Annotated in this window: 18 protein-coding genes; 12 read left to right on the top strand and 6 right to left on the bottom strand. The window is 73.3% G+C overall.

What is annotated here, in order from left to right; translation table 11 throughout:
* Positions 1 to 5: 5 nt before the first annotated feature.
* On the bottom strand, positions 6 to 251 hold the full coding sequence (locus tag ACGH2B_RS10470; protein WP_399096906.1) for a MoaD/ThiS family protein: 246 nt from the start codon (positions 249 to 251) through the stop codon (positions 6 to 8).
* A gap of 346 nt (positions 252 to 597) precedes the next feature.
* Between ACGH2B_RS10470 and ACGH2B_RS10465 the strand changes: the two genes are divergently transcribed.
* Together ACGH2B_RS10465 and ACGH2B_RS10460 are read left to right on the top strand one after the other, a co-directional pair.
* Positions 598 to 2,331, top strand: coding sequence for an ABC transporter ATP-binding protein (locus tag ACGH2B_RS10465; RefSeq protein WP_399087321.1), 1,734 nt, complete (start codon positions 598 to 600; stop codon positions 2,329 to 2,331).
* Positions 2,332 to 2,429: 98 nt separating this feature from the next.
* Positions 2,430 to 4,331 (top strand): ABC transporter ATP-binding protein, encoded by a 1,902-nt coding sequence (locus ACGH2B_RS10460; RefSeq protein ID WP_399096903.1) that lies wholly within the window; start codon positions 2,430 to 2,432, stop codon positions 4,329 to 4,331.
* Between the two features lie 78 nt (positions 4,332 to 4,409).
* On the opposite strand, the gene ACGH2B_RS10455 is transcribed toward ACGH2B_RS10460, so the two are convergent.
* Positions 4,410 to 5,549 carry a Fic family protein gene (locus tag ACGH2B_RS10455; protein ID WP_399087319.1) on the bottom strand — a complete coding sequence of 380 codons (1,140 nt, stop codon included), beginning with the start codon at positions 5,547 to 5,549 and terminating at the stop codon, positions 4,410 to 4,412.
* A 23-nt stretch (positions 5,550 to 5,572) separates the two neighbouring features.
* Positions 5,573 to 6,436, bottom strand: a complete 864-nt coding sequence (locus ACGH2B_RS10450; RefSeq protein WP_399087317.1) for an alpha/beta hydrolase family protein — start codon at positions 6,434 to 6,436, stop codon at positions 5,573 to 5,575.
* A 236-nt stretch (positions 6,437 to 6,672) separates the two neighbouring features.
* Between ACGH2B_RS10450 and ACGH2B_RS10445 the strand changes: the two genes are divergently transcribed.
* From ACGH2B_RS10445 to ACGH2B_RS10425, 5 genes are all read left to right on the top strand, one after another.
* Positions 6,673 to 7,476: a response regulator transcription factor gene (locus tag ACGH2B_RS10445; protein WP_399087315.1), complete on the top strand. Its 804-nt coding sequence runs from the start codon at positions 6,673 to 6,675 to the stop codon at positions 7,474 to 7,476.
* 153 nt (positions 7,477 to 7,629) lie between these two features.
* Positions 7,630 to 8,655, top strand: coding sequence for a LacI family DNA-binding transcriptional regulator (locus ACGH2B_RS10440; RefSeq protein WP_399087313.1), 1,026 nt, complete (start codon positions 7,630 to 7,632; stop codon positions 8,653 to 8,655).
* Positions 8,656 to 8,803: 148 nt separating this feature from the next.
* A complete protein-coding gene (locus tag ACGH2B_RS10435; protein ID WP_399087311.1) occupies positions 8,804 to 9,883 on the top strand; it encodes a S1C family serine protease in 1,080 nt (359 codons plus the stop codon).
* Between the two features lie 652 nt (positions 9,884 to 10,535).
* Positions 10,536 to 11,273 (top strand): response regulator transcription factor, encoded by a 738-nt coding sequence (locus ACGH2B_RS10430; RefSeq protein WP_399087309.1) that lies wholly within the window; start codon positions 10,536 to 10,538, stop codon positions 11,271 to 11,273.
* The gene (locus ACGH2B_RS10425) at positions 11,270 to 12,832 is read left to right on the top strand and encodes a sensor histidine kinase (protein WP_399087307.1); all 1,563 of its coding nucleotides are present in this window, start codon (positions 11,270 to 11,272) and stop codon (positions 12,830 to 12,832) included. The genes ACGH2B_RS10430 and ACGH2B_RS10425 overlap by 4 nt, the downstream gene beginning before the upstream one ends.
* Positions 12,833 to 12,940: 108 nt before the next feature.
* Here ACGH2B_RS10425 and ACGH2B_RS10420 read toward each other — a convergent pair whose 3' ends face one another.
* Positions 12,941 to 14,302 carry a DUF2993 domain-containing protein gene (locus tag ACGH2B_RS10420; RefSeq protein ID WP_399087305.1) on the bottom strand — a complete coding sequence of 454 codons (1,362 nt, stop codon included), beginning with the start codon at positions 14,300 to 14,302 and terminating at the stop codon, positions 12,941 to 12,943.
* Between the two features lie 501 nt (positions 14,303 to 14,803).
* Here ACGH2B_RS10420 and ACGH2B_RS10415 point away from each other — a divergent pair.
* Positions 14,804 to 15,688 (top strand): hypothetical protein, encoded by an 885-nt coding sequence (locus ACGH2B_RS10415; protein WP_399087303.1) that lies wholly within the window; start codon positions 14,804 to 14,806, stop codon positions 15,686 to 15,688.
* A gap of 286 nt (positions 15,689 to 15,974) precedes the next feature.
* Here the strand turns inward: ACGH2B_RS10415 and ACGH2B_RS10410 are convergent, their stop codons facing one another.
* The gene (locus tag ACGH2B_RS10410) at positions 15,975 to 17,807 is read right to left on the bottom strand and encodes a bifunctional metallophosphatase/5'-nucleotidase (protein ID WP_399087301.1); all 1,833 of its coding nucleotides are present in this window, start codon (positions 17,805 to 17,807) and stop codon (positions 15,975 to 15,977) included.
* Between the two features lie 533 nt (positions 17,808 to 18,340).
* Here ACGH2B_RS10410 and ACGH2B_RS10405 point away from each other — a divergent pair.
* The 3 genes from ACGH2B_RS10405 to mshD all read left to right on the top strand — a co-directional run bounded on the left by ACGH2B_RS10405 (position 18,341) and on the right by mshD (position 21,490).
* A complete protein-coding gene (locus ACGH2B_RS10405) occupies positions 18,341 to 18,901 on the top strand; it encodes a dihydrofolate reductase family protein (protein ID WP_399087299.1) in 561 nt (186 codons plus the stop codon).
* A 329-nt stretch (positions 18,902 to 19,230) separates the two neighbouring features.
* Positions 19,231 to 20,292, top strand: a complete 1,062-nt coding sequence (locus ACGH2B_RS10400; protein ID WP_399087297.1) for a serine hydrolase — start codon at positions 19,231 to 19,233, stop codon at positions 20,290 to 20,292.
* Positions 20,293 to 20,563: 271 nt separating this feature from the next.
* Positions 20,564 to 21,490: a mycothiol synthase gene (gene mshD, locus ACGH2B_RS10395; protein WP_399096900.1), complete on the top strand. Its 927-nt coding sequence runs from the start codon at positions 20,564 to 20,566 to the stop codon at positions 21,488 to 21,490.
* A gap of 149 nt (positions 21,491 to 21,639) precedes the next feature.
* Here the strand turns inward: mshD and ACGH2B_RS10390 are convergent, their stop codons facing one another.
* On the bottom strand, positions 21,640 to 22,884 hold the full coding sequence (locus ACGH2B_RS10390; RefSeq protein ID WP_399096897.1) for an NADH:flavin oxidoreductase/NADH oxidase family protein: 1,245 nt from the start codon (positions 22,882 to 22,884) through the stop codon (positions 21,640 to 21,642).
* 439 nt (positions 22,885 to 23,323) lie between these two features.
* Between ACGH2B_RS10390 and ACGH2B_RS10385 the strand changes: the two genes are divergently transcribed.
* Positions 23,324 to 23,572: a hypothetical protein gene (locus ACGH2B_RS10385; RefSeq protein ID WP_399087295.1), complete on the top strand. Its 249-nt coding sequence runs from the start codon at positions 23,324 to 23,326 to the stop codon at positions 23,570 to 23,572.
* The last annotated feature ends 373 nt before the right edge of the window (positions 23,573 to 23,945 follow it).

Below are 23,945 nucleotides of genomic sequence, written 5' to 3'. Positions count from 1 at the left end.
CTTTCTCAGCCTCCGGCGAAGGGCGGCAGGACCTCGACGGTGCCGCCCTGGGTGAGCGGGACGTCCGCGTGGTCGCGGGTGCCGACCGGGGCGCCGTCCACCAGGAACGAGCTGCGCTGCAGGACGCGGGCGAACTCCGGGCGGTCGGCGTGCGCGGTGCGCGCCGCGGCCAGCGCTTCGGCGAGCGTCTCCGCCGCGTAGGGCTCCTCGGCCGTGCCCGCGGCGGCCTTGGCGGCTGCCCAGTAGCGCACGGTGCCAGTTGTTGTCACGGCGGCCTCTTCGTCGTGGGTGTCGGGGTGCCGGGTGGGTGGTCCCGTCGCGGCGCCGTGGGTGTGCCCGCCCGCGGGCCGCGCCGTCCATGATGGCGTACCGCGGTCCGGGCCCGTCGCGGCCGGGGCCGGTGCCGGGGCCGGGCGGCGCGCACCGGCACGCGGGTGGCGCAGGGCGCGCGGACCGGCGCGGGGCGGCACGAGCCGGGCCCGGCGCCGCGGAACCGCGCGGACCGGTACGGCTCCGTGCCACCCCGCGCCGCCCGGAGGGACCACCCGCCGGTCGGAAACAGGTTGCTACGGGCAAGTGTTCGCATAAGGTCATACGGTGTTGGTCCGACTCGCGTGGGCACATCTGCGGCCCCACAGGCGCGCGATAGCGCTGATCGTCCTCCTCCAGCTCATCCAGACGCTGGCCACCATCTCCCTGCCCACCCTCAACGCCGACATCATCGACAAGGGCGTCGTCCTCGGGGACACGGGCTACATCCTGCGCCTGGGCGGCTACATGCTCGCCATCGCGCTGCTCCAGGTCGGCTGCGCGACCGGCGCCGTCCACTACGGCGCCCGTACGGCGATGCGGCTGGGCCGGGACATCCGGGCGGCGGTCTTCGACCGGGTCCAGACGTTCTCCGCCCGGGAGGTCGCCGCCTTCGGCGCGCCCTCGCTGATCACCCGGACCACCAATGACGTCCAGCAGGTCCAGATGCTGGTCCTGATGACGTTCACGATGATGGTGGCCGCGCCGATCATGTGCGTCGGCGGCGTGATCATGGCGCTCAACCAGGACGTGCCGCTCTCCGGCCTCCTCCTGGTGATCGTCGTGGTCCTCGGGGTGATCGTCTCCCTCATCGTGCGCCGCCTGCGGCCGCTGTTCCGCAGCGTCCAGGAGCGCATCGACACGGTCAACCGCGTGCTGCGCGAGCAGATCACCGGCATCCGCGTCATCCGCGCCTTCGTCCGCGACCGCCACGAACAGCGCCGCTTCGCCGTCGCCAACACCGACCTCTACGACGTGTCGCTCAGCTCCGGCAAGCTGATGTCGACGATGTTCCCGCTGGTCATGCTGGTCGTGAACCTCTCCAGCGTCGCCGTCGTCTGGTTCGGCGGGCTGCGCATCGACTCCGGCGCGATGCAGATCGGCTCGCTCACCGCGTTCCTCAGCTACCTCATGTACATCCTCATGTCGGTGATGATGGCGACGTTCATGACGATGATGCTGCCGCGCGCCGAGGTCTGCGCCGAGCGCATCCAGGAAGTGCTGGACACCGACAGCAGCGTCACCCCGCCCGAGCACCCCGTCACCGCCCTCAGCCGCCCCGGCGAGCTGGAGCTGCGCGGCGTGGAGTTCCGCTTCCCCGGCGCCGAGGAACCCGTACTCAAGGACATCTCGCTGCACGCCCGGCCCGGCGAGACCACCGCCGTCATCGGCTCCACCGGCAGCGGCAAGTCCACCCTGATCGGCCTGGTGCCCCGCCTCTTCGACGCGACCGGCGGCACCGTCCTGGTCGGCGGCGAGGACGTCCGCACCCTCGACGAGGCGACGCTCGCCCGCACCGTCGGCCTCGTCCCGCAGAAGCCGTACCTCTTCTCCGGCACCATCGCGAGCAACCTCCGCCACGGTGATCCGGACGCCACCGACGACGACCTCTGGCGGGCGCTGGAGACCGCGCAGGCCAAGGAGTTCGTCGCGGCGATGGAGGGCGGTCTCCAGGCGCCGATCGCCCAGGGCGGCTCCAACGTCTCCGGCGGCCAGCGCCAGCGCCTGGCCATCGCCCGCGCCCTCGTCGGCAAGCCCGACCTCTACCTCTTCGACGACTCCTTCTCCGCCCTCGACTACGCCACCGACGCCGCCCTGCGCGCCGCGCTGGCCCGGGAGACCGGCGGCGCGAGCGTCGTCATCGTGGCGCAGCGCGTCGCCACCATCCGCGGTGCCGACCGCATCGTCGTGCTCGACGAGGGCCGCGTCGTCGGCACCGGAACCCACGCCGAGCTGATGGCCGGCAACGCGACGTACCGGGAGATCGTGCTCTCCCAGCTCACCGAGCAGGAGGCGGCGTGACCACCGCGGACAAGGAAGCGGGCGTCCGTGACGAGGACGCCGAGAGCGCGGAGGAGCTGCGCCGCACGGCGCGCCCCGCCGCCGGCCCCGCGCGCATGATGGGCGGCCCGCCGCTGGTGAAGTCGCTGGACTTCACCGGCTCCGGCAAGCGGCTGCTGGGCCAACTGCGGCCGCAGCGCGCCGCGCTCACCGGCGCGCTGGCGCTGACCGTCGCGTCCGTGGCGCTGACCGTCACCGGCCCGCGTGTCCTCGGGCACGCCACCGACCTGCTCCTCGCCGGGCTGATCGGCCGCGATCTGCCGTCCGGCGTCACCAAGGCGCAGGCCGCCGAGCAGTTGCGCGCCCACGGGCAGGGCTCTCTCGCCGACCTCATCGGCACGCTGCCGCTCGTCCCCGGCCACGGCATCGACTTCCCCGCCGTCGGCACCGTCCTGCTCTACGCCACGCTGATCTACGCGGCGGCGGCGCTCTTCGGCTTCCTCCAGGCGCGGCTGGTCACCACCGCCGTGCAGGGCACCGTCTTCCGGATGCGTGAGCAGGTCGAGGGAAAGCTGGCGCGGCTGCCGCTGAGCTACTTCGACAAGCAGCAGCGCGGCGAGGTGCTCTCCCGCGCCACCAACGACATCGACAACATCCAGCAGACGCTCCAGCAGAGCCTGAGCCAGATCGTCACCTCGCTGCTGACCGTCCTCGGCGTCCTCGCGATGATGTTCTGGATCAACCCGCTGCTGGCGGTGGTCGCGCTGGCCACGGTGCCGCTGTCGGTGATCGTCGCCACCCGGGTCGGCAAGCGGGCGCAGCCGCAGTTCGTCAAACAGTGGTCGTCCACCGGCAAGCTCAACGGCCACGTCGAGGAGATGTACACCGGCCACTCCCTGGTCAAGGTCTTCGGCCGCCAGAAGGAGTCCGCCGACCGCTTCCGCGAGCAGAACGACGCGCTGTACGAGGCGAGCTTCAAGGCTCAGGCCATCTCCGGTCTCATCCAGCCCGCGATGACCTTCGTCGGCAACCTCAACTATGTGCTGATCGCCGTCGTCGGCGGGCTGCGGGTCGCCTCCGGCGCGCTCTCCGTCGGTGACGTCCAGGCGTTCATCCAGTACTCCCGGCAGTTCAGCCAGCCGCTCGCGCAGTTCGCGGCGCTGGCCAACCTCGTCCAGTCCGGCGTCGCCTCCGCCGAGCGGGTCTTCGAACTCCTCGACGCCGAGGAGCAGACGCCCGACCCGGAGGACGCCCCCGCCCCGCCGCGCACCGCCGGACGCGTCGCCTTCGAGGACGTCTCGTTCCGCTACGACGAGGACAAGCCGCTGATCGAGGGCTTGTCGCTGACCGTCGAGCCCGGCCAGACCGTCGCCATCGTCGGCCCCACCGGCGCCGGCAAGACCACCCTCGTCAACCTCCTCATGCGGTTCTACGAGACCCGCTCCGGCCGGATCACCCTCGACGGCACCGACATCGCCGCCCTCGACCGCGAGGAGCTGCGCTCCCGGATCGGCATGGTCCTCCAGGACACCTGGCTCTTCGGCGGCACCATCGCCGAGAACATCGCCTACGGCGCCCCCGACGGCACCCCGCACGAGAAGATCGTCGAGGCGGCCCGCGCCACCCACGTCGACCGTTTCGTCCGCACCCTGCCGGACGGCTACGACAGCGTCGTGGACGACGAGGGCGGCAGCGTCTCCGTCGGCGAGAAGCAGTTGATCACCATCGCCCGCGCGTTCCTCGCCGAGCCCGCGATCCTCGTCCTCGACGAGGCCACCAGCTCCGTCGACACCCGCACCGAGGTACTGATCCAGCAGGCCATGGCCCGGCTGCGCACCGGCCGCACCAGCTTCGTCATCGCCCACCGCCTGTCCACCATCCGCGACGCGGACCTGATCCTCGTCATGGAGTCCGGCGCCATCGTCGAACAGGGCGACCACGCCACCCTCCTCGCCGCCGACGGCGCCTACGCCCGCCTCTACGCGGCCCAGTTCGCCGAGGCGGTCACCGAAACGGAGTAACGCCCCCGCCGCCGTCCGAGCCCGCCGCCCGCTCGGTGATCCACCCGCCGATCCGGGCGAGCAGGGCGGGGCCGGAGATCAGCCGGCGTACGGGTCGGTGATGGTGTGCCGCCGCTGTGCGGTGTCCAGGACATGCCGGGGGAAGTGCGGGCCCGCTGTGTAGTGCCGGCCTCGGGTCTGGCCGACGGCGTTCAGCACCCCTGCCTTGGTGAGGGCCTGGAGGTCCCTCGTCGCCTGCTGGGTGTTGAGGGCCTCCGCCTTCTCGTAGCGCGAGCGCCGTACCCGGCCCACCATCGCGACCTCGTGCAGCGCGGTCAGTTGCCGCTCGGTGGCCCCGAGCCCGTCGGCCGCTTCCATGAGCTGGATCCAGCAGTCGTTGGAACGGTTCACCCGGTGCTGTACGCGCTGGGTCTGCTGGTGGTAGGCGAGCAGGTTGAACCTGATCCACGGAAGGGTGTCGCGCTCGGGTGACCAGACGGGGCCGCCCACTTCACGGAGAACCTTGTAGTACTCCCAGGTGTTGCCCGGCATGCCCAACCACTCCTCGATGGAGGAGAACTCCGGGGCCAGCACCCCGCCGCGGGCGATGACCAGCGTCTGGAGCGAGCGGGACATCCGGCCGTTGCCGTCGGACCACGGATGGATCTTCACGAGGTTCAGGTGTGCCATCGCGGCCCGCACGAGGACGTGCCGGTCGAGGTCGCCCTCGTTGAGCCAGGTGATGAGCTCGCCGGTGAGGCCGGGGAGGAGCTCGTGGTCGGGCCCTTCGTAGTCGGTGGCGAGCTCGTCGCCGGGGGCCGTGATGCGGATGGCGGTCCGGCGCCACTGCCCCGCTGTGGTGAGCGGGTGGTGGTGCCCCTGAAGCATCCAGTGCAGACCGTTGAGGAGCCCCTTGCTGTAGCGGAAATCAGGGGCGTTGTGGAGCGACTGGATGTAGGTCATGGCCTGCTGGTAGGCGAGCGTCTCCGCCTTGTTCTCCTCGCTGGCGTCCACCTCGCGTTCGCCGTCCATCAGATCGGCCACGTCCTTGGCGTCGACCCGGTACCCCTCGATGGTGTTCGACGCGGCGATGGCTCCGGCGGTCAGGGCCTTACGAAGATCCAGCTCCCACTTCCTGGGGACCTGCTGTACCGCGTGCCGGAGCTGTTCCCGCAGACCGTCGATCTCGTCCAGGACCTTCTGGTCGGCGGGCTGGAGGTGCGGGGTGCGATAGAGCATGACGCAATGATACCCAGCCCCTATCATTCCGCCGCGAGGAGCTGCTCCGCGATCCACCCGCCGATCCGGGCGAGCAGGGCGGGGCCGGCCGCGTTCTCGGCGTGGGCGAAGTCTGGTTCGAGCCAGAGGTCGCAGGTGGCGGGGTCGGCGGCGGCGTAGAGGGTGCGCGGGTGGTCGAGGGGGAAGTACGGGTCGCGGTCGCCGTGGACGAGGAGCAGCGGGACGGGGGCGATGAGCGGGACCGCGGCGACGGGGGAGAGCGGTACCGGGTCCCAGTCCCCGGGGTGGACGCGGGTGCGCAGGCCGACGCGGGAGACGAGACGGCCGGCGGGGCGGGTGACGGCCCAGTGGAGGCGGCGCATCGGTGCGGTGCCGCGGTAGAACCAGCGCGCGGGGGCGCTCACCGACACGACCGCATCGGTGTGAGCTGCGGTGCGCCCCCTGTGCGCCGGGTGCAGCGCCGCGTGGCGCAGCACCACCGAGCCGCCCATGGAGAAGCCGAGGGTGGCGACGCGGCGGTGACCCAGCGTGCGGGCCCAGCGGACCGCCGCGGCCACGTCCTCCACCTCACGGTCGCCGAGGGTGGAGCGCCCGCCGGAGCCGCCGTGGCCGCGGAAGGAGAACGTCACCACCGCGGCCCGGCCGTGGAACGCGGCGGCCGCGCGGCGCAGCGCCGGACGGTCCAGGGAGCCGGTGAAGCCGTGCGCGACGACCAGCGCGAGATCGTCGGCGGACCCTTTCCCACCTGCGGTGACGGCGCCGGAGCGCGGGGTGTACGCGGCCTCGATCCGGACGCCGTCGGCGGTCAGCAGCGACGCTCGGTGACCACACGACGTGACCGAAGGAACACGGGAGGGGCCGGGACCGGCCTCGGGTCCGGGGGACATGTGGGCTATTCTGCTGGGCGTGGAGGATCCGGGCAGCGTTGCCCCCGGATCCTTTTGTGCTTTCGGACAGGCACGGTGCGTGGCCGGAAGCAGCGTACGAAGCAGTGCCGCAGACTCCCCCGGCCGCGGCCGGGTGGTGCCCCCGTCGCAGGGACCGAGGAGGAACCAGACGTCATGGGCGAGCGAAGCGAGCAGTACCGACAAGAACGGGCCGGGTACCGGGCAGGTGGTCGGAAGTGAGTTCCCTCCTGCTGCTGACCAACGCGTTGCAGCCGTCGGCGGAGGTGCTCCCCGCCCTCGGCCTGCTGCTGCACGGCGTGCGGGTGGCTCCTGCCGAGGGCCCGGCCTTGATCGACACCCCGGGAGCGGACGTCATCCTCATCGACGGCCGCCGCGACCTGCCGCAGGTGCGGTCGCTGTGCCAGCTTTTGCGGTCCACGGGCCCCGGCTGTCCCCTGATCCTCGTGGTGACCGAGGGCGGACTCGCCGCCGTCACCGCCGAGTGGGGCGTCGATGACGTCCTGCTCGACACGGCGGGTCCCGCCGAGGTCGAGGCCCGGCTGCGGCTGGCCCTGGGGCGTAAACAGATCGGCGTGGACGACAGTCCGATGGAGATCCGTACCGGTGATCTCTCGGTGGACGAGGCGACCTACAGCGCCAAGCTCAAGGGCCGGGTCCTGGACCTGACCTTCAAGGAGTTCGAGCTGCTGAAGTACCTCGCGCAGCACCCGGGCCGGGTCTTCACCCGCGCCCAGCTCCTCCAGGAGGTCTGGGGCTACGACTACTTCGGCGGCACCCGCACCGTCGATGTGCACGTCCGGCGGCTGCGCGCCAAGCTCGGCCCCGAGCACGAGTCGCTGATCGGCACCGTCCGCAACGTCGGCTACCGCTTCGTGGTGCCGGACAAGGCGGAGCGCGCGGCCGAGGCGAAGGAGAAGGCCGCGAAGGACAAGGCGGCCAACGAGAAGAAGGCGGCGGCCGCGAAGGAGGCGGCGCGCTCCGGCGGCACGGCGGCCGGGGCGCGGTCCGGCGGGAGCTGAGTGCCGCCGGCGGTTCGCCCGGCGCCCGTCCCCTGAACCGCCGGCCTCCTCCGGGCCCTGCCGTCGCGCTCCCGGGCCGCCCCGCGGGCGGCCGGCGGGAGTGTGACGACAGGGCCTGGGGCCGTCCCGGTCCGCCCGCGTAGACTGCCGCGCGTGGCCAAGGTGACGCGGGACGATGTGGCAAGACTGGCGGGAACCTCGACCGCGGTGGTCAGTTACGTCATCAACAACGGACCGAGGCCGGTCGCCCCGGCCACCCGCGAGCGGGTGCTCGCCGCGATCAAGGAGCTGGGGTACCGCCCGGACCGCGTGGCTCAGGCCATGGCGTCGCGCCGTACCGACCTCATAGGGCTGATCGTCCCCGACGCCCGGCAGCCGTTCTTCGCGGAGATGGCGCACGCCGTGGAACAGGCCGCGGCCGAGCGCGGCAAGATGGTGCTGGTCGGCAACGCCAACTACCTCGACGAACGCGAGGTCCACTATCTGCGCGCGTTCCTCGGGATGCGGGTCTCCGGGCTGATCCTCATCAGCCAGGGCCCCAGCGAGCACGCCGCCGCCGAGATCGACGCCTGGGACGCCCGGGTGGTGCTGCTGCACCGCAGGCCCGACGCGATCGACGACGTCGCGGTGATGACCGACGACGTGTGGGGCGCCCAGCTCGCCACCCGCCATCTGCTGGAGCACGGCCATCCGTACGTCGCGTTCCTCGGCGGTACGGAGCAGACACCCAAGTCCGGCGACCCGGTCACCGACCATGTCGAGGGGTGGCGCCGGGCGATGCAGGAGGCGGGCATCCCGCTGGAGGGCCGCTACTTCCAGGCGCCGTACAACCGCTACGACGCCTACCAGGTCGCGCTGGAGCTGCTGGCCGGGCCGGACCGGCCGCCGGCCCTGATGTGCGCCACGGACGACCAGGCGATCGGTGTGCTGCGGGCCGCCCGGGAGCTGCGGATCGATGTGCCGGGTGAGCTGGCGGTGGCCGGGTTCGACGATGTGAAGGAAGCCGGGCTGACCGATCCGCCGCTGACGACGGTCGCCTCGGACCGGGAGGCGATGGCGCGCGCCGCCGTCGATCTCGTCCTCGACGACGGACTGCGGGTGGCCGGCTCGCGCCGGGAGCGGCTGCGGCAGTTCCCCTCCCGGCTGGTGGTCCGCCGCTCCTGCGGCTGCGGGGGCTGACGCCGGGCGCCGGCGCCAGAAGGACGTACCGCCGGGGTGCGGGGCGTGTGCGGCCGGGCGGGTGTTCTTATACCGGGCATACCTACTTCTGCCGGGTCTCTCAGGGCGTTCTCACCCGGTTCTCATGGTGGCCGCGCACAGTGGTCGCATGACCGAGAGCTACCGCCGCAGCGGAGATGAGATGTCCCAGGACGGGCCGTACGGCTACGGCCACGGCGACGACGCCCGCGCGGGCGGGGCGGGGGCGTACCCGCCGCCGCCTCCGTACGCCCCCGGTGGCGAGGGCGCGTACGCGGGGTTCGCGGGTGCTGATCCGCGGGCGCCGCAGGAGCCGCCGCGGCGGCGGGCCCGGCGGCCGGTCGCGCTGATCGCGGCGGTGGCGCTGGCGTCCGGTCTGATCGGCGGCGGCAGTGCGGCGCTGATCGCCGGGGCGACGCAGCACCGGCAGGACTCGACGGTGTCGGCGCCGCTGGTCAACGCGGGGAAGACCAGCGGGAGCGGGGTGTCCGCGGTGGCGAAGGCGGTGAGCCCGTCGATAGTCGAGATCCAGGCGCGGACCGTGGAGGGCGAGTCCACCGGTTCGGGTGTGGTCGTCAGCGGCAAGGGCGAGATCGTCACCAACAACCATGTGGTGTCCGGTGCCCGGACGGTGACCGTCGCGTTCAGTGACGGCAGCCGGAAGACCGCCACCGTCGTCGGGACGGACCCCGACAAGGACCTGGCGCTGGTCAAAGTGCACGACGCGAAGGGGCTGACGCCCGCGAGCCTGGGGAACTCCGACGGGCTGGCGGTCGGCGACCAGGTCGTGGCGATCGGTTCGCCGGAGGGGCTGACCGGCTCGGTGACCAGCGGCATCATCTCCGCGCTCAACCGCGATGTGACGGTGCCGAAGAGCGACGGGCAGAGCCGGGGGCAGGAGTCGGACGGGGATCAGTGGCCGTTCGAGTTCGGCGGGAACCGCTACAACGGCGACACCGGTTCGTCGAAGACCTCGTACAAGGCCATCCAGACCGATGCCTCGCTCAACCCCGGTAACTCCGGCGGTGCGCTGATCAACATGGCGGGGCAGGTCGTCGGCATCAACTCCGCGATGTACGCGCCGAGTTCGGCGTCGAGCAGCACCGCGGGCAGTGTCGGTCTCGGCTTCGCCATCCCGATCAACACCGTCAAGGCGGACCTCGACGCGCTGCGCGGTGGCGGCAGCGGCGGGCCCAACAGCGGGGTGTGAGCCCCGGGCGGCGGGACGGCGGACGGCGGACGGCGGATCGGTGTGGGGCCGGTCCGCGGAGTCCGGGGCGGCGGGCCGGCGTGGGGCCGGGCCGCCGCCCCCGGGCCGTGTCCGGGGCCGAGCTGTTCGCGGGAGCCGGGCCGTCGCGTGCGGGGGCGGTCCGCGGGGCCTTGGCCCGCCGTGGTCGCCGTCCGGACTTCCGGCCCGTGCCTCCTGCCCGCGTTCGGTCTCCCGGCCTATGCCCGCCCGCGTCCGGCCCGACCTCCCCTCGGGCCGGACGCCGGTCACCGCGCCGCTTCCCGGCCCGCGCCCGGCCGGGTCTCCCTCGGCCTCGCCCCGCCCCCGGCCCCGTATTCCGCCCCCGACCCGAATCTCACGAGAGGACGACACCATGACCCGTGGTCTCACCGTCCCGGCCCGCCGTGCGCGGCGGGCGCTCGCCGTGGCTGTCGCGTGTGCGTCCGGCCGCCCTGCCGTGCCGGACGCGGGCGGGCGGCGGGCGCGTCCCGTTCCGGCGGCGGACCGGCGGGTGGCCGATCGTCGCAGGTGAGGGCTGTCCCGTGGGGGGCCTTCGGCGTGCGACGCTTGGCGCGGGTGGTCCGCCGCCCGTCGTTTCCGTATCGCGTCCAGAGGTATGCAGAGGTAGCCGCAGATGAGCCCCGCCGACCACGGTGACCAGTCCGCCCGCATCCTGATCGTCGACGACGAGCCCGCGGTCCGCGAGGCGCTGCGGCGCTCGCTGGTGTTCGAGGGGTACGCCACGCAGGAGGCGGTCGACGGGCTCGACGCCGTCGAGAAGGTCGCTTCGTACGACCCGGAGCTGATCGTGCTGGACGTCCTGATGCCGCGGATGGACGGGCTGACCGCCGCCCGGCGGCTGCGGGCGGGCGGGGTGACGGTGCCGATCTTGATGCTGACCGCCCGCGACACCGTCGGCGACCGGGTCACCGGCCTCGACGCGGGGGCCGACGACTACCTCGTCAAACCCTTCGAGCTGGACGAACTCCTCGCCCGCATCCGGGCGTTGCTCCGCCGCAGCTCCTACGCGGCGGCCGCCGGGGCGCAGCCCGCCGACGGTGACATCCTCGCCTTCGCCGATCTGCGGATGGATCTGGCGAGCCGGGAGGTGACCCGCGGCGGACGGCCCGTCGAGCTGACCCGGACCGAGTTCACGCTGCTGGAGATGTTCCTCGCGCACCCGCGGCAGGTCCTCACCCGGGAGCAGATCCTCAAGGCCGTCTGGGGCTTCGACTTCGAGCCGACCTCCAACTCCCTGGACGTGTACGTGATGTATCTGCGCCGTAAGACGGAGGCGGCGGGCGAGGTGCGGCTGGTGCACACGGTGCGCGGGGTCGGCTACGTCCTGCGGGCGGAGGGCGGTAGCGAATGACGACGCCGCCACCGCCGCCCGGCGCACCGGCACCCGGGGGCGCGCCGGCCCCGGGCGCGACCGCCGGCGCCACCGGGTCCGAGACCGCGCCCGGGCTGCTGGCCCGCGCCGCCCGCCGCTACCGGCAGCTTCCGCTCCGCTCCCGGCTGGCGATGCTCACCGCCGTCGCCGTGGCCCTGGCCGTCGCGGCGTCCGCCGCCGCCTGCTGGCTGATCACCCGCGACCGGCTCACCGAACAGCTCGACTCCACACTGCGCAGCGTGGACGTCGGCCAGAGCTATGTGCAGGCGCTGAAGATCTCCTGCTCGGGCGCGGCCGACGGGCAGGTGGCGTTCCAGCCGACGCCGTACACCGTGCAGTTGGTGTCCACGTCGGGGGACGTCTGCACCGCGCCGGACAAGGATCCGGTGCCCGCGCAGCGCACCGATGTGGCCGTCGCGGACGGGCGCCTGGAGGGCGCCGTCCACACCACCCGCTCCGCGCACGGCACCGAGATGCGGGTGGCCACGCTCCACTACCCGGGCCCGATCACCGACGCGCGCGGCAACCGCATCGCGGTCTCCGTCGCCGCGCCGATGGACCAGGTCACCCAGCCGCTGAACCAGCTCGCGCTGGTGTTGCTGATCGTCTCCGGCGTCGGGGTGCTGGGCGCGGCGACCACCGGACTGTGGGTGGCGCGCGCCGGGCTCAAGCCGGTGGACCGGCTCACCGACGCCGTCGAACACGTCGCGCGGACCGAGGATCTGACGATCCGTATCCCGGACGACGGTGAGGACGAGATCGCCCGGCTGTCGCGCGCGTTCAACTCCATGACGGCGGCGCTCGCCGCCTCCCGGGAGCTGCAGCGGCAACTGATCGCGGACGCCGGGCACGAACTCCGTACGCCGCTGACGTCGCTGCGCACCAACATCGATCTGCTGGTCCGCAGCGAACGCTCCGGCCGCGCGATCCCGCCCGCCGACAAGGAGGCGCTGCTGACGTCGGTGAAGGCGCAGATGGGGGAGTTGGCGTCGCTGATCGGCGATCTTCAGGAGCTGTCGCGGACGCCGGACACAGGGCCGGGCGGCGGTGCGTCGCTGCGGGTGGTGGCGCTGCACGACACGGTCGCCACGGCGCTGGAGCGGGCCCGGCTGCGCGGCCCGGCGCTGACCCTCACCTCGGACCTCGCGCCCTGGTACGTCCGCGCGGAGCCGGCGGCGCTGGAGCGCGCGGTGGTCAACCTGCTGGACAACGCGGTGAAGTTCAGCCCGGCGGGCGGCACGGTCGAGGTCCGCCTGGCCGCGGGCGAGCTGACCGTACGCGACCACGGCCCGGGTATCGCGGAGGACGAACTCCCGCACGTCTTCGCTCGGTTCTGGCGCTCCCCGTCGGCCCGCTCGCTGCCCGGCAGCGGTCTGGGCCTGTCGATCGTCGCCCGGACGGCGGAACAGGCGGGCGGCGGCGTCCTGCTGCGGCCCGCGCCGGGCGGCGGCACGGAGGCGGTGCTGACGCTGCCGGGGGCACCGACGCCGCCGCCTCCGGGGCCGGTGCCGGGCTCTCCGGGGGAGCCCTCGGCGTGAGGGCGGGGCCCGGCCGGGTGCCGGGCCCGATGTGACGGGAGCGGGAACGGGGCGGGGCCCGGCCGGACCGCCTGGTCGGCCGGGCCCCGCCCGCATGTCCCGCTTCCGCTACTTCCCGGACTTCTCCGCCGCGTCGCCGAACGGCAGGTCGCGGCCGTCGAGTTCGGCGCGGATGCCGTCCTCCTCGACGGAGATGTGGCGCAGCCGCACGTCACCGGGGGTCTTCGGGAGGCGGAAGGAGAGGGAGAGCTGGTCGGCGAGTTGCGGCTTGGTCAGGCCGGAGAGGGCGCCGAGGACCTTCGGGTCGATACCGACCTTCTGCAGCAGCCACGGGTGGTCGACGACGACATCGACGAGGTTGACCTTCATCAGCTTCGCCACGAAGTCCGGGGAGCCGGTCAGCTCGTGCAGCTTGTCCGAGCTGTGCAGCGCCTCGTCGACGTACTTCTGCGGGATGCCGATGCGCTGCACGATCGCCGGGACGCTCAGCATCGACTTGATCTTTTCGGCCTGGCGGCTCAGCTCACCGGCGGCCTTACGGGTCAGCCGCAGGCCCTCCTCCTCGCCGGTGCCGGGGCGGTAGACGGCGACGTCACCGATGTCCAGCCGCATCCGGCTGATCTGCGTGGAGACACCACGGTCACCGGCCCGCTGGATACGGGCCCGGGCGTGCACCCGCAGTTCGTGTCCGGCGATCGGCAGGCGGCCGACGGCGCGCACCTCGTTCGGGCCCAGCTCGCTGAACTTGACCTGGGAGGCGCCCAGTTCACGGTTCATGTCGTCGAAGGCGAGCAGCACGTCGCCGTGCATCGAGCCGATGGTGGCGCCCTTGACGGCGGTGGGCAGATCGCCGTCCAGTCGGATGTCGCGGGCGCTGGCCTCGAACTTCGCGAGCGAGACCCGGTCGGCGGCCACGTCGGGGATGGTGACGTCGACCCGGTCGAGGTGCTTGTCCAGCACCTGGGTGAGGAACGGGAAGCCCTTGATGTCGACCTCGGGCGCGGCGGTCAGCCGCAGCGCCTTCTTGATCTGCTGCTCGGCCTTGTTCTGCGCGTACAGCACGGCGAACCGGTCGCCGAGGGTGAGGAACGCGGCGGCCACCACGACCGCGACCACCAGCTTCAAGGTGAGCGGGACGGCGGCGAAACGGCTGATGCCGCGCTTGTTCCGCCGGTGGTTCGGCGGCTGCCAGGCGTCCTCGTCCTCCTCGTCGGAGCGCAGCCCGAGCCCCAGCGGATCGTCGCTGCCGTCCCGCTCGTTGAGGTACCTGCGGCGCTCCAGCCGGTGCGGTGCGACGGGCTCCGGCTCCGGTTCGGGCTCCGGGTCGGCGAGGGCGGCGAGGTCCGCGTACGGGTTGACCGGCTCGAACTCACGGGTGTCCCGCTCCGGATCGTCGGATGCCGGTGGGGCGGCGGTGTCCGGTCCGGGCCGTGGGGACGGGGGTGAAGATATGCGTTGGGGGGTTCGCATCCGCACATCTGACCATGAGCGGGTCCCCCGTTAGCAACTCCGCCCGGCCGTAAGTGCGCAACGCCACGATTGTCCGCGGAGCGTCGGGGAAACGGGCGCGCGCGGCGCGGTGGACGGCTCGTGCGGGGGAGGCCCGGGAGGGCGCGCCGGGGCGCCCGCGTCTCCGTCCTGCGCGGCGGGCGGCCCGGGGCGCCCGCCGCGGGCCCGGTCACCGCGGGTCGCGCGACCGGAGCGTCGTGGTGGGCGTGCCGGGGGCCCGGCCCGGCGTACGGGCCGGAGCGGAAGGGCAGGCCGACGGTGTCCGGCGGGGCGGGCGGAGGGCGCCGGCCTGCCCCGAGGCCCGGGGCCGGGCGCGTCCGGCCGTCCCTCGCGGCGCCGTGCTCCTTCCGCCGCCGGTGCGTCCGGGGCGCGGGGTGGGGGAACATGGGGCCTCGGGGATTTTCCGCGGCGATGCCGCCGCGCCGACCCGCTCCACCGTCACGCAACAGGGGGTACCGCCGCATGGCCATGCTCAAATCCACGATGAAGCAGCAGGTCGCCGAGGCCGTCGCCCGGGCGGCGCCCGGTGACCGGGCGCTGGTGACCTTCCAGGCGCTCACGGGCCCGGTGCCCTGGTTGACCGGTGGACTGCTGGGACATCTGGTGGCCACCTACTACTTCGTGACGCTCACCGACCGCGCCGTGGTGCTGCACCACCAGGAGGTCAGCCAGCGCCCGACGGACATCGCGTACGCGATCCCGCGCGAGCAGGCCCACGCGCTCGTCACCGAAGCCCGGTTGCGGCCCCTGTGGAGCGTGGTGCGCCTCGCCCTCCCCGGCGCACCGGCACCGGTCCGGCTGAACGTCCACCGGATGTGGCGCGCCGAACTGGAACAGTTCCTCCCCCACGCCGGTGGCCCCGGTGGCGCCCCGCAGGGGTACGCACCCGGGCCCGCCGGACCTCTCCAGGCGCCCCCGCCGGGCCCCCAGGGGCAGCCCGGCCCGGTGCCGCAGCCCGGTGCGTACGGGTACCCGCAGGGGCAGGGCGCCCCACAGGGCCAGCAGCCGCCGGCCCCGTACGGGATCCCGCAAGGGCAGCCGGGGCAGCAACCCCCGGCCCCGCCGTCCGGCCCTTACGGGTACCCGCAGGGGCAGCCGGGAGCGCGGCATCCGGGCGCCCCGCAGGCCCCGGGCCAGGCGGGAGGCCAGCCGCAGCCGGGCCCGTACGGCGCGTCGCCGCAGGTCCCTGGCCAGGCGGACGGTCAGCCGCAGCCGGGCCCGTACGGTGCGTCGCCGCAGGTCCCTGGCGAGGCGGACGGTCAGCCGCAGCCCGGTCCGTACGGTGCGTCGCCGCAGCAGCCCGGCCCCTACGGCGCGCCCCCGCAGGGCAACCCGTACGGCGGCTGACCCTTCCCTCACGGGGCGGGCCGGGCGCCCTCGGGGCCCTGCGGGGGCGGGGAGAGAGGCGGCGGGGGAAACGGATGGGGCCGTGGGGCCGGGCCGGAGGGCAGGGCGCGGGGGCACCGGCCTTGGGCGCCCGGGAGCCAGGCCCACCCGGGCCGGAAGTCAGGTCACCGGCCCGGGAGCCAGGTCACCGGCCCGGGTGCCAGGTCACCGGGCCCCGGCCCGGTGCCTCTCGCCGGCCCGACCCGCAGGTCAACCGTTCAACGGCTCAACCGCGGTCCGCCCGGGCTCACTTCACCACGGTGATCCGGTCCGCCTTCGGCGGCGTCAGCGGCTTGTCCGCCGAGGAGTGGACCGTCAGATAGGCGGTGAAGGAGTCCAGGTCCGAGCCGCCGACCAGCGGGTTCTTACCGTCCTTGAGGGCGGGGAAGCCGTCGCCGCCGCCGGCCAGGAACTCGTTCATCGTGACGCGGTAGGTCTTCGCCGGGTCGAGCGCGGCGCCGTTCAGCTTCACCGAGTCCTTGACGATCCGGTCGGCGCCCTTCTTCGTCAGGTCCAGGGTGTACGTGAAGCCGTCCGACACCTGAAGGATCTTCGGCGACGCCTCGTTGGCGCCGCTGACCTGCTGCTGGAGCGCGGCGAGCAGTTGAGCGCCGGTCAGGTCCACGGTCCGCATCATGTTGGTGAACGGCTGGACGGTGAACGCCTCCCCGTAGGTGACGACCCCGTCGCCCTCCGCGCCGGACGCCGCGTAGGCCAGATCCGAACGGATCCCCCCGGGGTTCATCAGGGCGAGCTGCGCGCCGCCCTTGTCCGGTGCCGCGGCGGCCTCCCGCTGCGCGTCGGCGACGACATCGCCGAGCGGCGACTCCGGCGCCTGCGCGCCCCGCCCCGCGATATCGGCGGAGATATGCCCGACGGGCCGGTTCGCGACCGGCGCGGCCAGCTTGTTCCAGCGGGCGATCAGCGACGTCATGTCCGCCGCCTTGGGCTGCGTCCGGTCCACGACGTGGTTGGCGGCGCGCCCCGAGGCGCCCCGCGCCTTGACGTTGGTGCGCACGATGTCGCCGGTGGCGCGGTCGTACGTCAGCGTGGTCTCGGTGTAGAGCTTCCCGAACGACGCGGCGGAGGTGACCGTACGGGGCTTCCCGGAGGGGTCGGGGAGGGTGCAGACGTACGCCTGGTGGGTGTGGCCGGTGACCAGCGCGTCGACCTTCGGGGTCACCTTCTTGGCGATCGTGGTGATCGGCCCGGAGATCCCGTCGCCCGGCCCGGGGCTGTCGCAGTCGTAGTTGTACGAGGTGGAGGCGGGCATCCCGCCCTCGTGGATCAGGGCGACGACCGACTTCACGCCCTGCTTGTCGAGGATCTTGGCGTACTTGTCGATCGTGGCGACCTCGTCGTGGAACGTCAGCCCCTTGACGCCGTCGGCGTTGACGATGTCGGGGGTCCCCTTCAGGGTCACCCCGATGAAGCCGATTCTCACGCCCTTGTGCTTCCACACGGTGTACGGCTTGAGCAGCGGCTTTCCGGTCTTGTCGTCGGTGACGTTCGCCGTCAGGTAGGGGAAGGCGGCGCCCTTGAACGTCTTGCCCTTCTCGAAGCAGCCGTCCTTGGGGTGGCAGCCGCCCTGCTGCAGGCGGGTCAACTCGGCGCGGCCCTCGTCGAACTCGTGGTTGCCGACGGAGGTGACGTCGAGGCCGAGCTTGTTCATCGCCTCGATGGTCGGCTCGTCGTGGAAGAGCCCGGAGAGCAGCGGGCTGGCCCCGACCATGTCCCCGGCGGCGGCGGTCACGGAGTAGGGGTGCCCCTTACGGGCCGTGCGCAGCGACTGCGCGAGGTACTCGACCCCACCCGCCGGAACGGCCTTCTTGCCGCCGTCCCGCTGGATCTCCTCGACGGTCCCGGACGAGCCCTGCGGCGGCTCCAGATTGCCGTGGAAGTCGTTGAACGAGAGCAGTTGGACATCGACGGTGCGGCCCTGGGCGGTGCGGGCGCGGGCGGTGTCCGGCCCCGCGCCGGACGGCAGGGAGGCCGCGGTGACCGCGGTGGCGGCGGCGAGCACCGCCGCTCCGGCCGTCAATCTGCGCGCGAGGCGGCGCCGTTGGGGTGTCGCTTGCATGGGTTCCCTTCCGTGGACCGGGCGGCCGGCGGCGCCGCGCGGACGCGGGCGGCCGGGCGGTGGCTGCGGCACCGGCACGCTGACGCGTCCGGGCGGACCGCAGCCTACGGTCAACGCGCGTAGCGCAACAGGTCCGAAGGGGGACGGGGGAGGACGGGAGGATGAAGGCGGGGTGGCGCCGGGGCCCTGGCGAGCGCGCTCCGGCGGAGGCGGCCGGTGCGTGGCCGGCGCCTCGGGGAGCGCACGGCCCGGCCGGTACGCGGTGGCCGTACGGGCCGGGGCCTCACGCACGGCCTGGGCGTCGCGCGGGCCCGGCGGGACCGGAGGCGTGGTACGGCCGGGGCGTCGCGCTGGCCCGGTGTGGCGCGGCGGGGGCGGCCGGTGCGCGGTGCGGGATCCGGCGTGGCGCGAAACACTTGCCTTCCGGGAGCGGTTGGGCTTCGGTGAGCCCCGCACCCGCCCGCCCGTGTCCCGCCGCCGCGCGGGGCCGCCCGGCGTCCGGCGGGCCCGTGCCCCGCAGACCGGATCGGAGCGTGACTTCCGTGCGCAAACTCTTCTCCTACGTGGTGACCAGCCTCGACGGCTACTACGAAGGCCCGGACGGCGAACTGGACTGGGCGAACATCGACGCCGAGTACTTCGAGTTCGCCAACCAGAGCAACGCCGCCATCGACACCCTGTTGTTCGGCCGGGACGGCTACGTGCACATGGCCGCGTTCTGGCCGGATGCCACCGGGCCCGACCCGGAGATCGTCACGTTCATGAACGGGGTCCGGAAGGTCGTGGTCTCCGACACGCTGGAGCGGGCGGAGTGGCACAACACGACGCTCGTCCGCGGTGACGACCTCGCCGCGACCGTCACCGCGCTCAAGCGGGAACCGGGCAGGGAGATCGCGCTGTTCGGCAGTGTGAAGCTGACGGCGAGCCTGCTCGGACTCGGTCTCGTCGACGAACTGCGCGTCCTCGTCAACCCGGTCCTCCTGGGCGCGGGCCACTCCCTCTTCGCCACGCTCGGCCGCCGCCTCCCGCTCACCCACTGGCGGACCACCACCTTCCGCTCCGGCAACGTGCTGCTGACGTACCGCCCGGCCTGACCGGTCCGGGCGCCCCGCGCGCCGGGGTCTCACCACGGGGCGGCCGCCGTACCGGCCGCCCCGTGCGGCTTCCGGCCCGCGAGGAAATTCCCGGAATTACCCTGCCGCTGGCATTTATCCCGCCTTGTCCCCCGCCTTCTCTTTCCCCTCCCCCGGCTCCCTTTTGCTTCTCTTGGGGAGCGCTTGAAATCGCCCGGGTAAGGTCCGCAGGGCCGGTTTCCGGAAATCGGGAGCCGGGCCGCGCCGAAATTCCGGACGTATCCGGCCGGGTCGCTGCGGCGCGGCGCATGCGTAAGGTAACGCGAGAAGAAATCCAGGGGTTATCGAGGGTGACAAAAGAAAAGAAGGCCGAAGCGGAGGCCGGGGGGAAGGGCTGGGTGACGGCCCGTAAATGGGCCGCCGGGCTCATAGCCCTGACCGCTTCCGCCGCGGCGGTGGCGCCGGCGCACGCGGCCACGCTCCCCGTCGGCACCGCGGCGCGGAGCGCGGTCGCCGGCACGGCCGTCTCCTGCGTGTCGGTCAAGCCCGGTCTGGCGAAGCGCCTGGCCGACGACATGGCGGCGCGGCTGAAGACCCGCAGGAGCATGGCCTCGCTGGCGCTCTACGACCGTACGACCAGGACCACCTGCACCTACGGTGCGCACAAGCGGTACGACTCCGCGAGCACGGTCAAACCGATCGTGCTGGGCGCGCTCCTCATGGACCGGAAGGGGAGGCTCACCGCGCGGGAAGCGGAACTCGCGGAGAAAATGATCGAGCACTCCGACAACGCCTCGACCACCGCCCTGTGGCGGCAGTTGTCGGACCTCAGGAATCCGAAGCGGCCCGACCCCGTCAAAATCCAGCGCTTCCTGAACGCGGCCGGCATGACGGACACCGTCCTGGACCGGACCGGTAACTGGGGCCTGACGCAGATCACCGCGGCGGACCAGATCACCCTGCTGAAACTGTTCACCGGCCGGAGCAATACCGTGCTGTCCGCCGCCTCGCGCGCGTACGCCCTCCGGCTGATGCACGCGGTGGAGAAGGCGCAGCGCTGGGGGACGCCCGCCGGAGCGCCCGCCGGGGCGACGGTCCACGTCAAGAACGGCTGGCTGCAGCGGTCGCAGACCGGCCCGAAGGACCCGTTCGACCGCGGTGACTGGAAGGTCAACAGCCTGGGTGCCTTCACCGGCGCCGGGTACGACTACGGCCTCGTCGTCCTCACCGAGAACAACCGCGTCCCCAAGGGCCGCCCGGCCACCGACGGTTGGGTCTACGGCATCAACACCATCGAGCAGGTGTCCCGCGCCGCGCACCACGCCCTGTACCCGACGGGGTCGGCCCCGCGCCGCTACGCCCCGCCGCGCCCCGGCACCGCGACGCTCAAGCAGTTGGTGACCCTCGGCTGACCCGGCACCGGGCCCGTCGGCCCGTACGGGTCCGGCCCCGAGGCCCGTCAGGCCCGTAAGGGTCCGGCACCGGGGCCCGGCCGGTCCCGTACGGGCCGCCCCCGAGGCCCCGCCCGGCGCGGTCCGGTGTCCCGTACGGGGTGCCCCTACGGGCCCGCCGCCGGGGCCCCGGCCCGCAGGGGAGCGGGCCCGTAGGGGCCACCCCCGGCAGTCCGTCCGGGCCGGGCCCCGGGGCCGTACGCTTCGGAGCATGACTGACGCTGCACAGGAGATGGGCACCACCGGCCGCCGTATCCGGATCACCGACACGCTCACGCCCGAGGAAGCCGCCGCGGCGCTCGCGCTGATCGAGCGGGCCGCGCGGACCGACGGACAGCCGGCCGTGTCCGAACAGGGACGGCTCCAGTTGCGCGGCGGGGCCCGGGAAGGGGTCCGGCACCTGCTGGTGTCGGTGCCGTCCGAGGAGACCGCGGACGGCACCGAACTGGTCGGCTACGGCCAGTTGGAGGACACCGACCCGGTGGAGGCGCCCGCCGCCGAACTGGTCGTCCACCCCGCGCACCGCGGCCGCGGCCACGGCCGGGCGCTCGGCGGCGAACTGCTTGCCCAGTCCGGCCGCCGCCTGCGGGTCTGGGCCCACGGCGGCCACGCCGCCGCCCGCCACCTCGCGCAGACCCTGGGCCTGACGAAATTCCGCGAACTGCGCCAGATGCGCCTCCCGTTGACCGGCCTCGACCTGCCCGAACCGCAGCTCCCCGACGGCGTGGACGTCCGCACCTTCCAGCCCGGCCAGGACGACGCCGCCTGGCTGGAGGTGAACGCCGCGGCCTTCGCCCACCACCCCGAACAGGGCTCGCTGACCCAGCGCGACCTCGACGACCGCAAGGCCGAGGCGTGGTTCGACCCGAAGGGCTTCTTCCTCGCCGAGCGCGAGGGCACCCTCCTCGGCTTCCACTGGACGAAGGTGCACGCCGACGAGGGCCTCGGCGAGGTCTACGTCGTCGGCGTCCGCCCCGGCGCCCAGGGCGGCGGCCTCGGCAAGGCCCTCACCACCATCGGCCTGCGCCACCTGGCCGCCGAGGGCCTGCCGACCGCGATGCTCTACGTCGACGCGGACAACACGGCCGCCGTCACGGTGTACGAACGCCTGGGCTTCGTCACCCACGAGACGGACCTGATGTACCGCTCGGAGACCTGATCCCGGCCCGCCCCGCCCGAGGGCCCCGTGACCGTACGGCCGGTCGCGGGGCCCTCGGCGTACGGCCGTACGGCCCGGCCCCCGTGCCGCAGGGCGGTCCGGCAGGCCCGCCCGGGCACGGCGGCCGAGGCGGTCCGCCGTGGCCCGGACTACGCCGCCGGCTGCCGGGCGTCCAGCCAGGCGCGGTAGCGGCGCAGCGCCTGGCGCTGCTGGAGCTGTTCGGTGAGGAGTGCGACGGCGGGGCGGGTGCCCGGGGCGACGGTGCGGCCCTGGGCCAGCCGGCGTAGCTGGTGGCGGACCTGCGCCATGCTCGCGGCCGAGGCGAGCGCCTTGTCGGACCAGGTCACCGGGCGCAGCGCGCGGTCCGCCTCGGCGCCGTCGGCCCAGCGGCGGGGCAGGTCGGGGGTGACGGAGAGGGCGGTGCCCATCCCGGCGACCGCGACGCCGTCCGCGAGGACCCGCTCTGCGGTGGCGCGCCGCGTGATGCCGCCGGTGAGCATCAGCGGGACTGGGCTGGTGCGGACCAGATCGGCGGCGAGGTCGAGGAAGTACGCCTCCCGGGCGCGGGTGCGGTCGTCGGCGGCGCGGCCGGTCATCGCCGGGCTCTCGTAGCTGCCGCCGGAGAGTTCGACCAGATCGACGCCGAGGGGCGCGAGCAGGGCGATCACCTCGCGGGCGTCATCGGCGTCGAAACCGCCGCGCTGGAAGTCCGCGGAGTTGAGCTTGACCGCGACGGCGAAGGACGCCGGGACGGCGGCGCGGACGGCGCGCACCACGTCCAGGAGCAGCCGGGCGCGGCGGGCCGGGGAGCCGCCCCACGCGTCGGTACGGGTGTTGACCAGCGGGGAGAGGAACTGGGACAGCAGATAGCCGTGGGCGGCGTGGATCTCCACCCCGTCGAAACCGGCCTCGGCGGCGCGGCGGGCGGTGACGGCGAACCGTTCGACGGTCGCCGTGATCTGCTCGGCGGTCATGGCGGCGGGACGGCCGAAGCGTCCGCTGTGCCGGCCGAGGTCCACGCCGAGATCGGAGGGGCCCCACACCACACCGGGCATGCCGGAGGGGACCTGGCGGCCCGGGTGATTGATCTGCATCCACACCGCCGCGCCGCCGGACCTGGCCGCCCGCGCCCACCGGGTGAAGGGCTCCAGCGGCGCTTCGGCGTCGAGGACGACACCGGCGGGACCGGTGAGCGCTTCGGCGTGGACCATGACGTTGCCGGTGATCAGCAGGCCGCTGCCGCCCTCGGACCAGGCGCGGTAGAGGGTGAACAGCCGCTGGTCGGGCAGTTGGCCCGGCCCGGCCAGGTTCTCCTCCATCGCCGCCTTCGCGATCCGGTTGGGCAGTTCCGCGCCCGACGCCAGCCGCAACGGTGTGAACAGGTCGTCCGCCATCGGGGTCTCCTCGCCCTCGACCAGAATGTTTGCACTGTTCACATTAAGGCAAGGGTGTTAGCGGTGCAAACATGGGTGGGGGTGGGGTGCGACACGGTGGGCCGGCCGCCCTCATCGGCACGGCGATCCGTGCGCCCTCGCCTCCCCGCCGCCCGCGGTCTTCCGCGATCGCCGCCGGGCGGCCGCTCGCCCCTCCGGCGACCCGTCGCTTTGCCCCCGCATTACGCGGGCCGCCCCGGGAGTTGCCCGTACGGACCGGGGGCGCGGCTGCGGAAGGGCAGACCCGGGAATTCCGCACTCCGCGGCCAACTCCCGCCGCGGGGAACGCATCTCCCTCGATGGAAAAGCGAAGAGCCAACTCCTGTGCGAATGACGGGTCTTGGCTCACGCGTGTGTCGTGTTCAACGGCGCTGAACGCAGCCCTGTTCCTGGAGGAAATATGAAGTCCTGGCGTTCCCGTATCGGTATCGGTCTCGCCGTCGGTGCCGCGGCGGTTTCCATTCCGCTCTCCGCCGCCACCGCTTTCGCCGCCCCGCCGCCCGGCGACGGCTGGGTCCCCGTCGGCGCCGAAAAGTACCCCTCGAAGGCGGAATGCGAGGCGCAGGAACTGCCCAACGCCCAGGCGAACGGCTACCACGAGGTGTGGTGCGACGACAGCGAGGAGATCATGCCGATCTTCAACCGCTGACCGGCCCGACTGGCGGGGCCCGCTCTCCGCAGCGAGGAAGGAGACCCGCTTCCCCCGGCGTGCGGCGCAGGGGGCGGGCCTCCGCGGTCGCTCCGCCCTTCGCGCCTTCACGTCCGCCCCCGGCCTCGCCGAGGTGAACTCCGGGGCGGGAAAAGCGCCGTGCCGGACGAACTGATCCGAAGGGGCGCTGTCCGAAAGGGCGGGGTGCTGTCCGGAATCATTTCTCGGCGCTGCCCGAAAGTGCCAGGGAATGTGTACCCGGCACTGCCTGACAGGGGGCTGGTGACATCGGCGGGGGCCGGTGCACCATGGCGGCTGTTGATCACTCGGACAACTGAGGTACGGGAGCGGGGGAGCGCCGGCCGAACGGGTC

The organism is Streptomyces sp. BBFR2 (assembly GCF_044497305.1).
Lineage (GTDB): Bacteria > Actinomycetota > Actinomycetes > Streptomycetales > Streptomycetaceae > Streptomyces.
Note: the sequence above shows the minus strand (reverse complement) of the source record. Positions and strands in the feature narration are given on the sequence as shown.

Bases quoted from the DNA above. Each gene is read 5' to 3' on its own strand.
- ACGH2B_RS10460 (WP_399096903.1), top strand. From the start codon at position 2,430: ATGGGCGGCCCGCCGCTGGTGAAGTCGCTGGACTTCACCGGCTCCGGC.
- ACGH2B_RS10455 (WP_399087319.1), bottom strand. From the start codon at position 5,549: ATGCTCTATCGCACCCCGCACCTCCAGCCCGCCGACCAGAAGGTCCTG.
- ACGH2B_RS10450 (WP_399087317.1), bottom strand. From the start codon at position 6,436: ATGTCCCCCGGACCCGAGGCCGGTCCCGGCCCCTCCCGTGTTCCTTCG.
- ACGH2B_RS10435 (WP_399087311.1), top strand. From the start codon at position 8,804: ATGACCGAGAGCTACCGCCGCAGCGGAGATGAGATGTCCCAGGACGGG.
- ACGH2B_RS10430 (WP_399087309.1), top strand. From the start codon at position 10,536: ATGAGCCCCGCCGACCACGGTGACCAGTCCGCCCGCATCCTGATCGTC.
- ACGH2B_RS10425 (WP_399087307.1), top strand. From the start codon at position 11,270: ATGACGACGCCGCCACCGCCGCCCGGCGCACCGGCACCCGGGGGCGCG.
- ACGH2B_RS10420 (WP_399087305.1), bottom strand. From the start codon at position 14,302: ATGCGAACCCCCCAACGCATATCTTCACCCCCGTCCCCACGGCCCGGA.
- ACGH2B_RS10415 (WP_399087303.1), top strand. From the start codon at position 14,804: ATGGCCATGCTCAAATCCACGATGAAGCAGCAGGTCGCCGAGGCCGTC.
- ACGH2B_RS10410 (WP_399087301.1), bottom strand. From the start codon at position 17,807: ATGCAAGCGACACCCCAACGGCGCCGCCTCGCGCGCAGATTGACGGCC.
- mshD (WP_399096900.1), top strand. From the start codon at position 20,564: ATGGGCACCACCGGCCGCCGTATCCGGATCACCGACACGCTCACGCCC.
- ACGH2B_RS10390 (WP_399096897.1), bottom strand. From the start codon at position 22,884: ATGGCGGACGACCTGTTCACACCGTTGCGGCTGGCGTCGGGCGCGGAA.
- ACGH2B_RS10385 (WP_399087295.1), top strand. From the start codon at position 23,324: ATGAAGTCCTGGCGTTCCCGTATCGGTATCGGTCTCGCCGTCGGTGCC.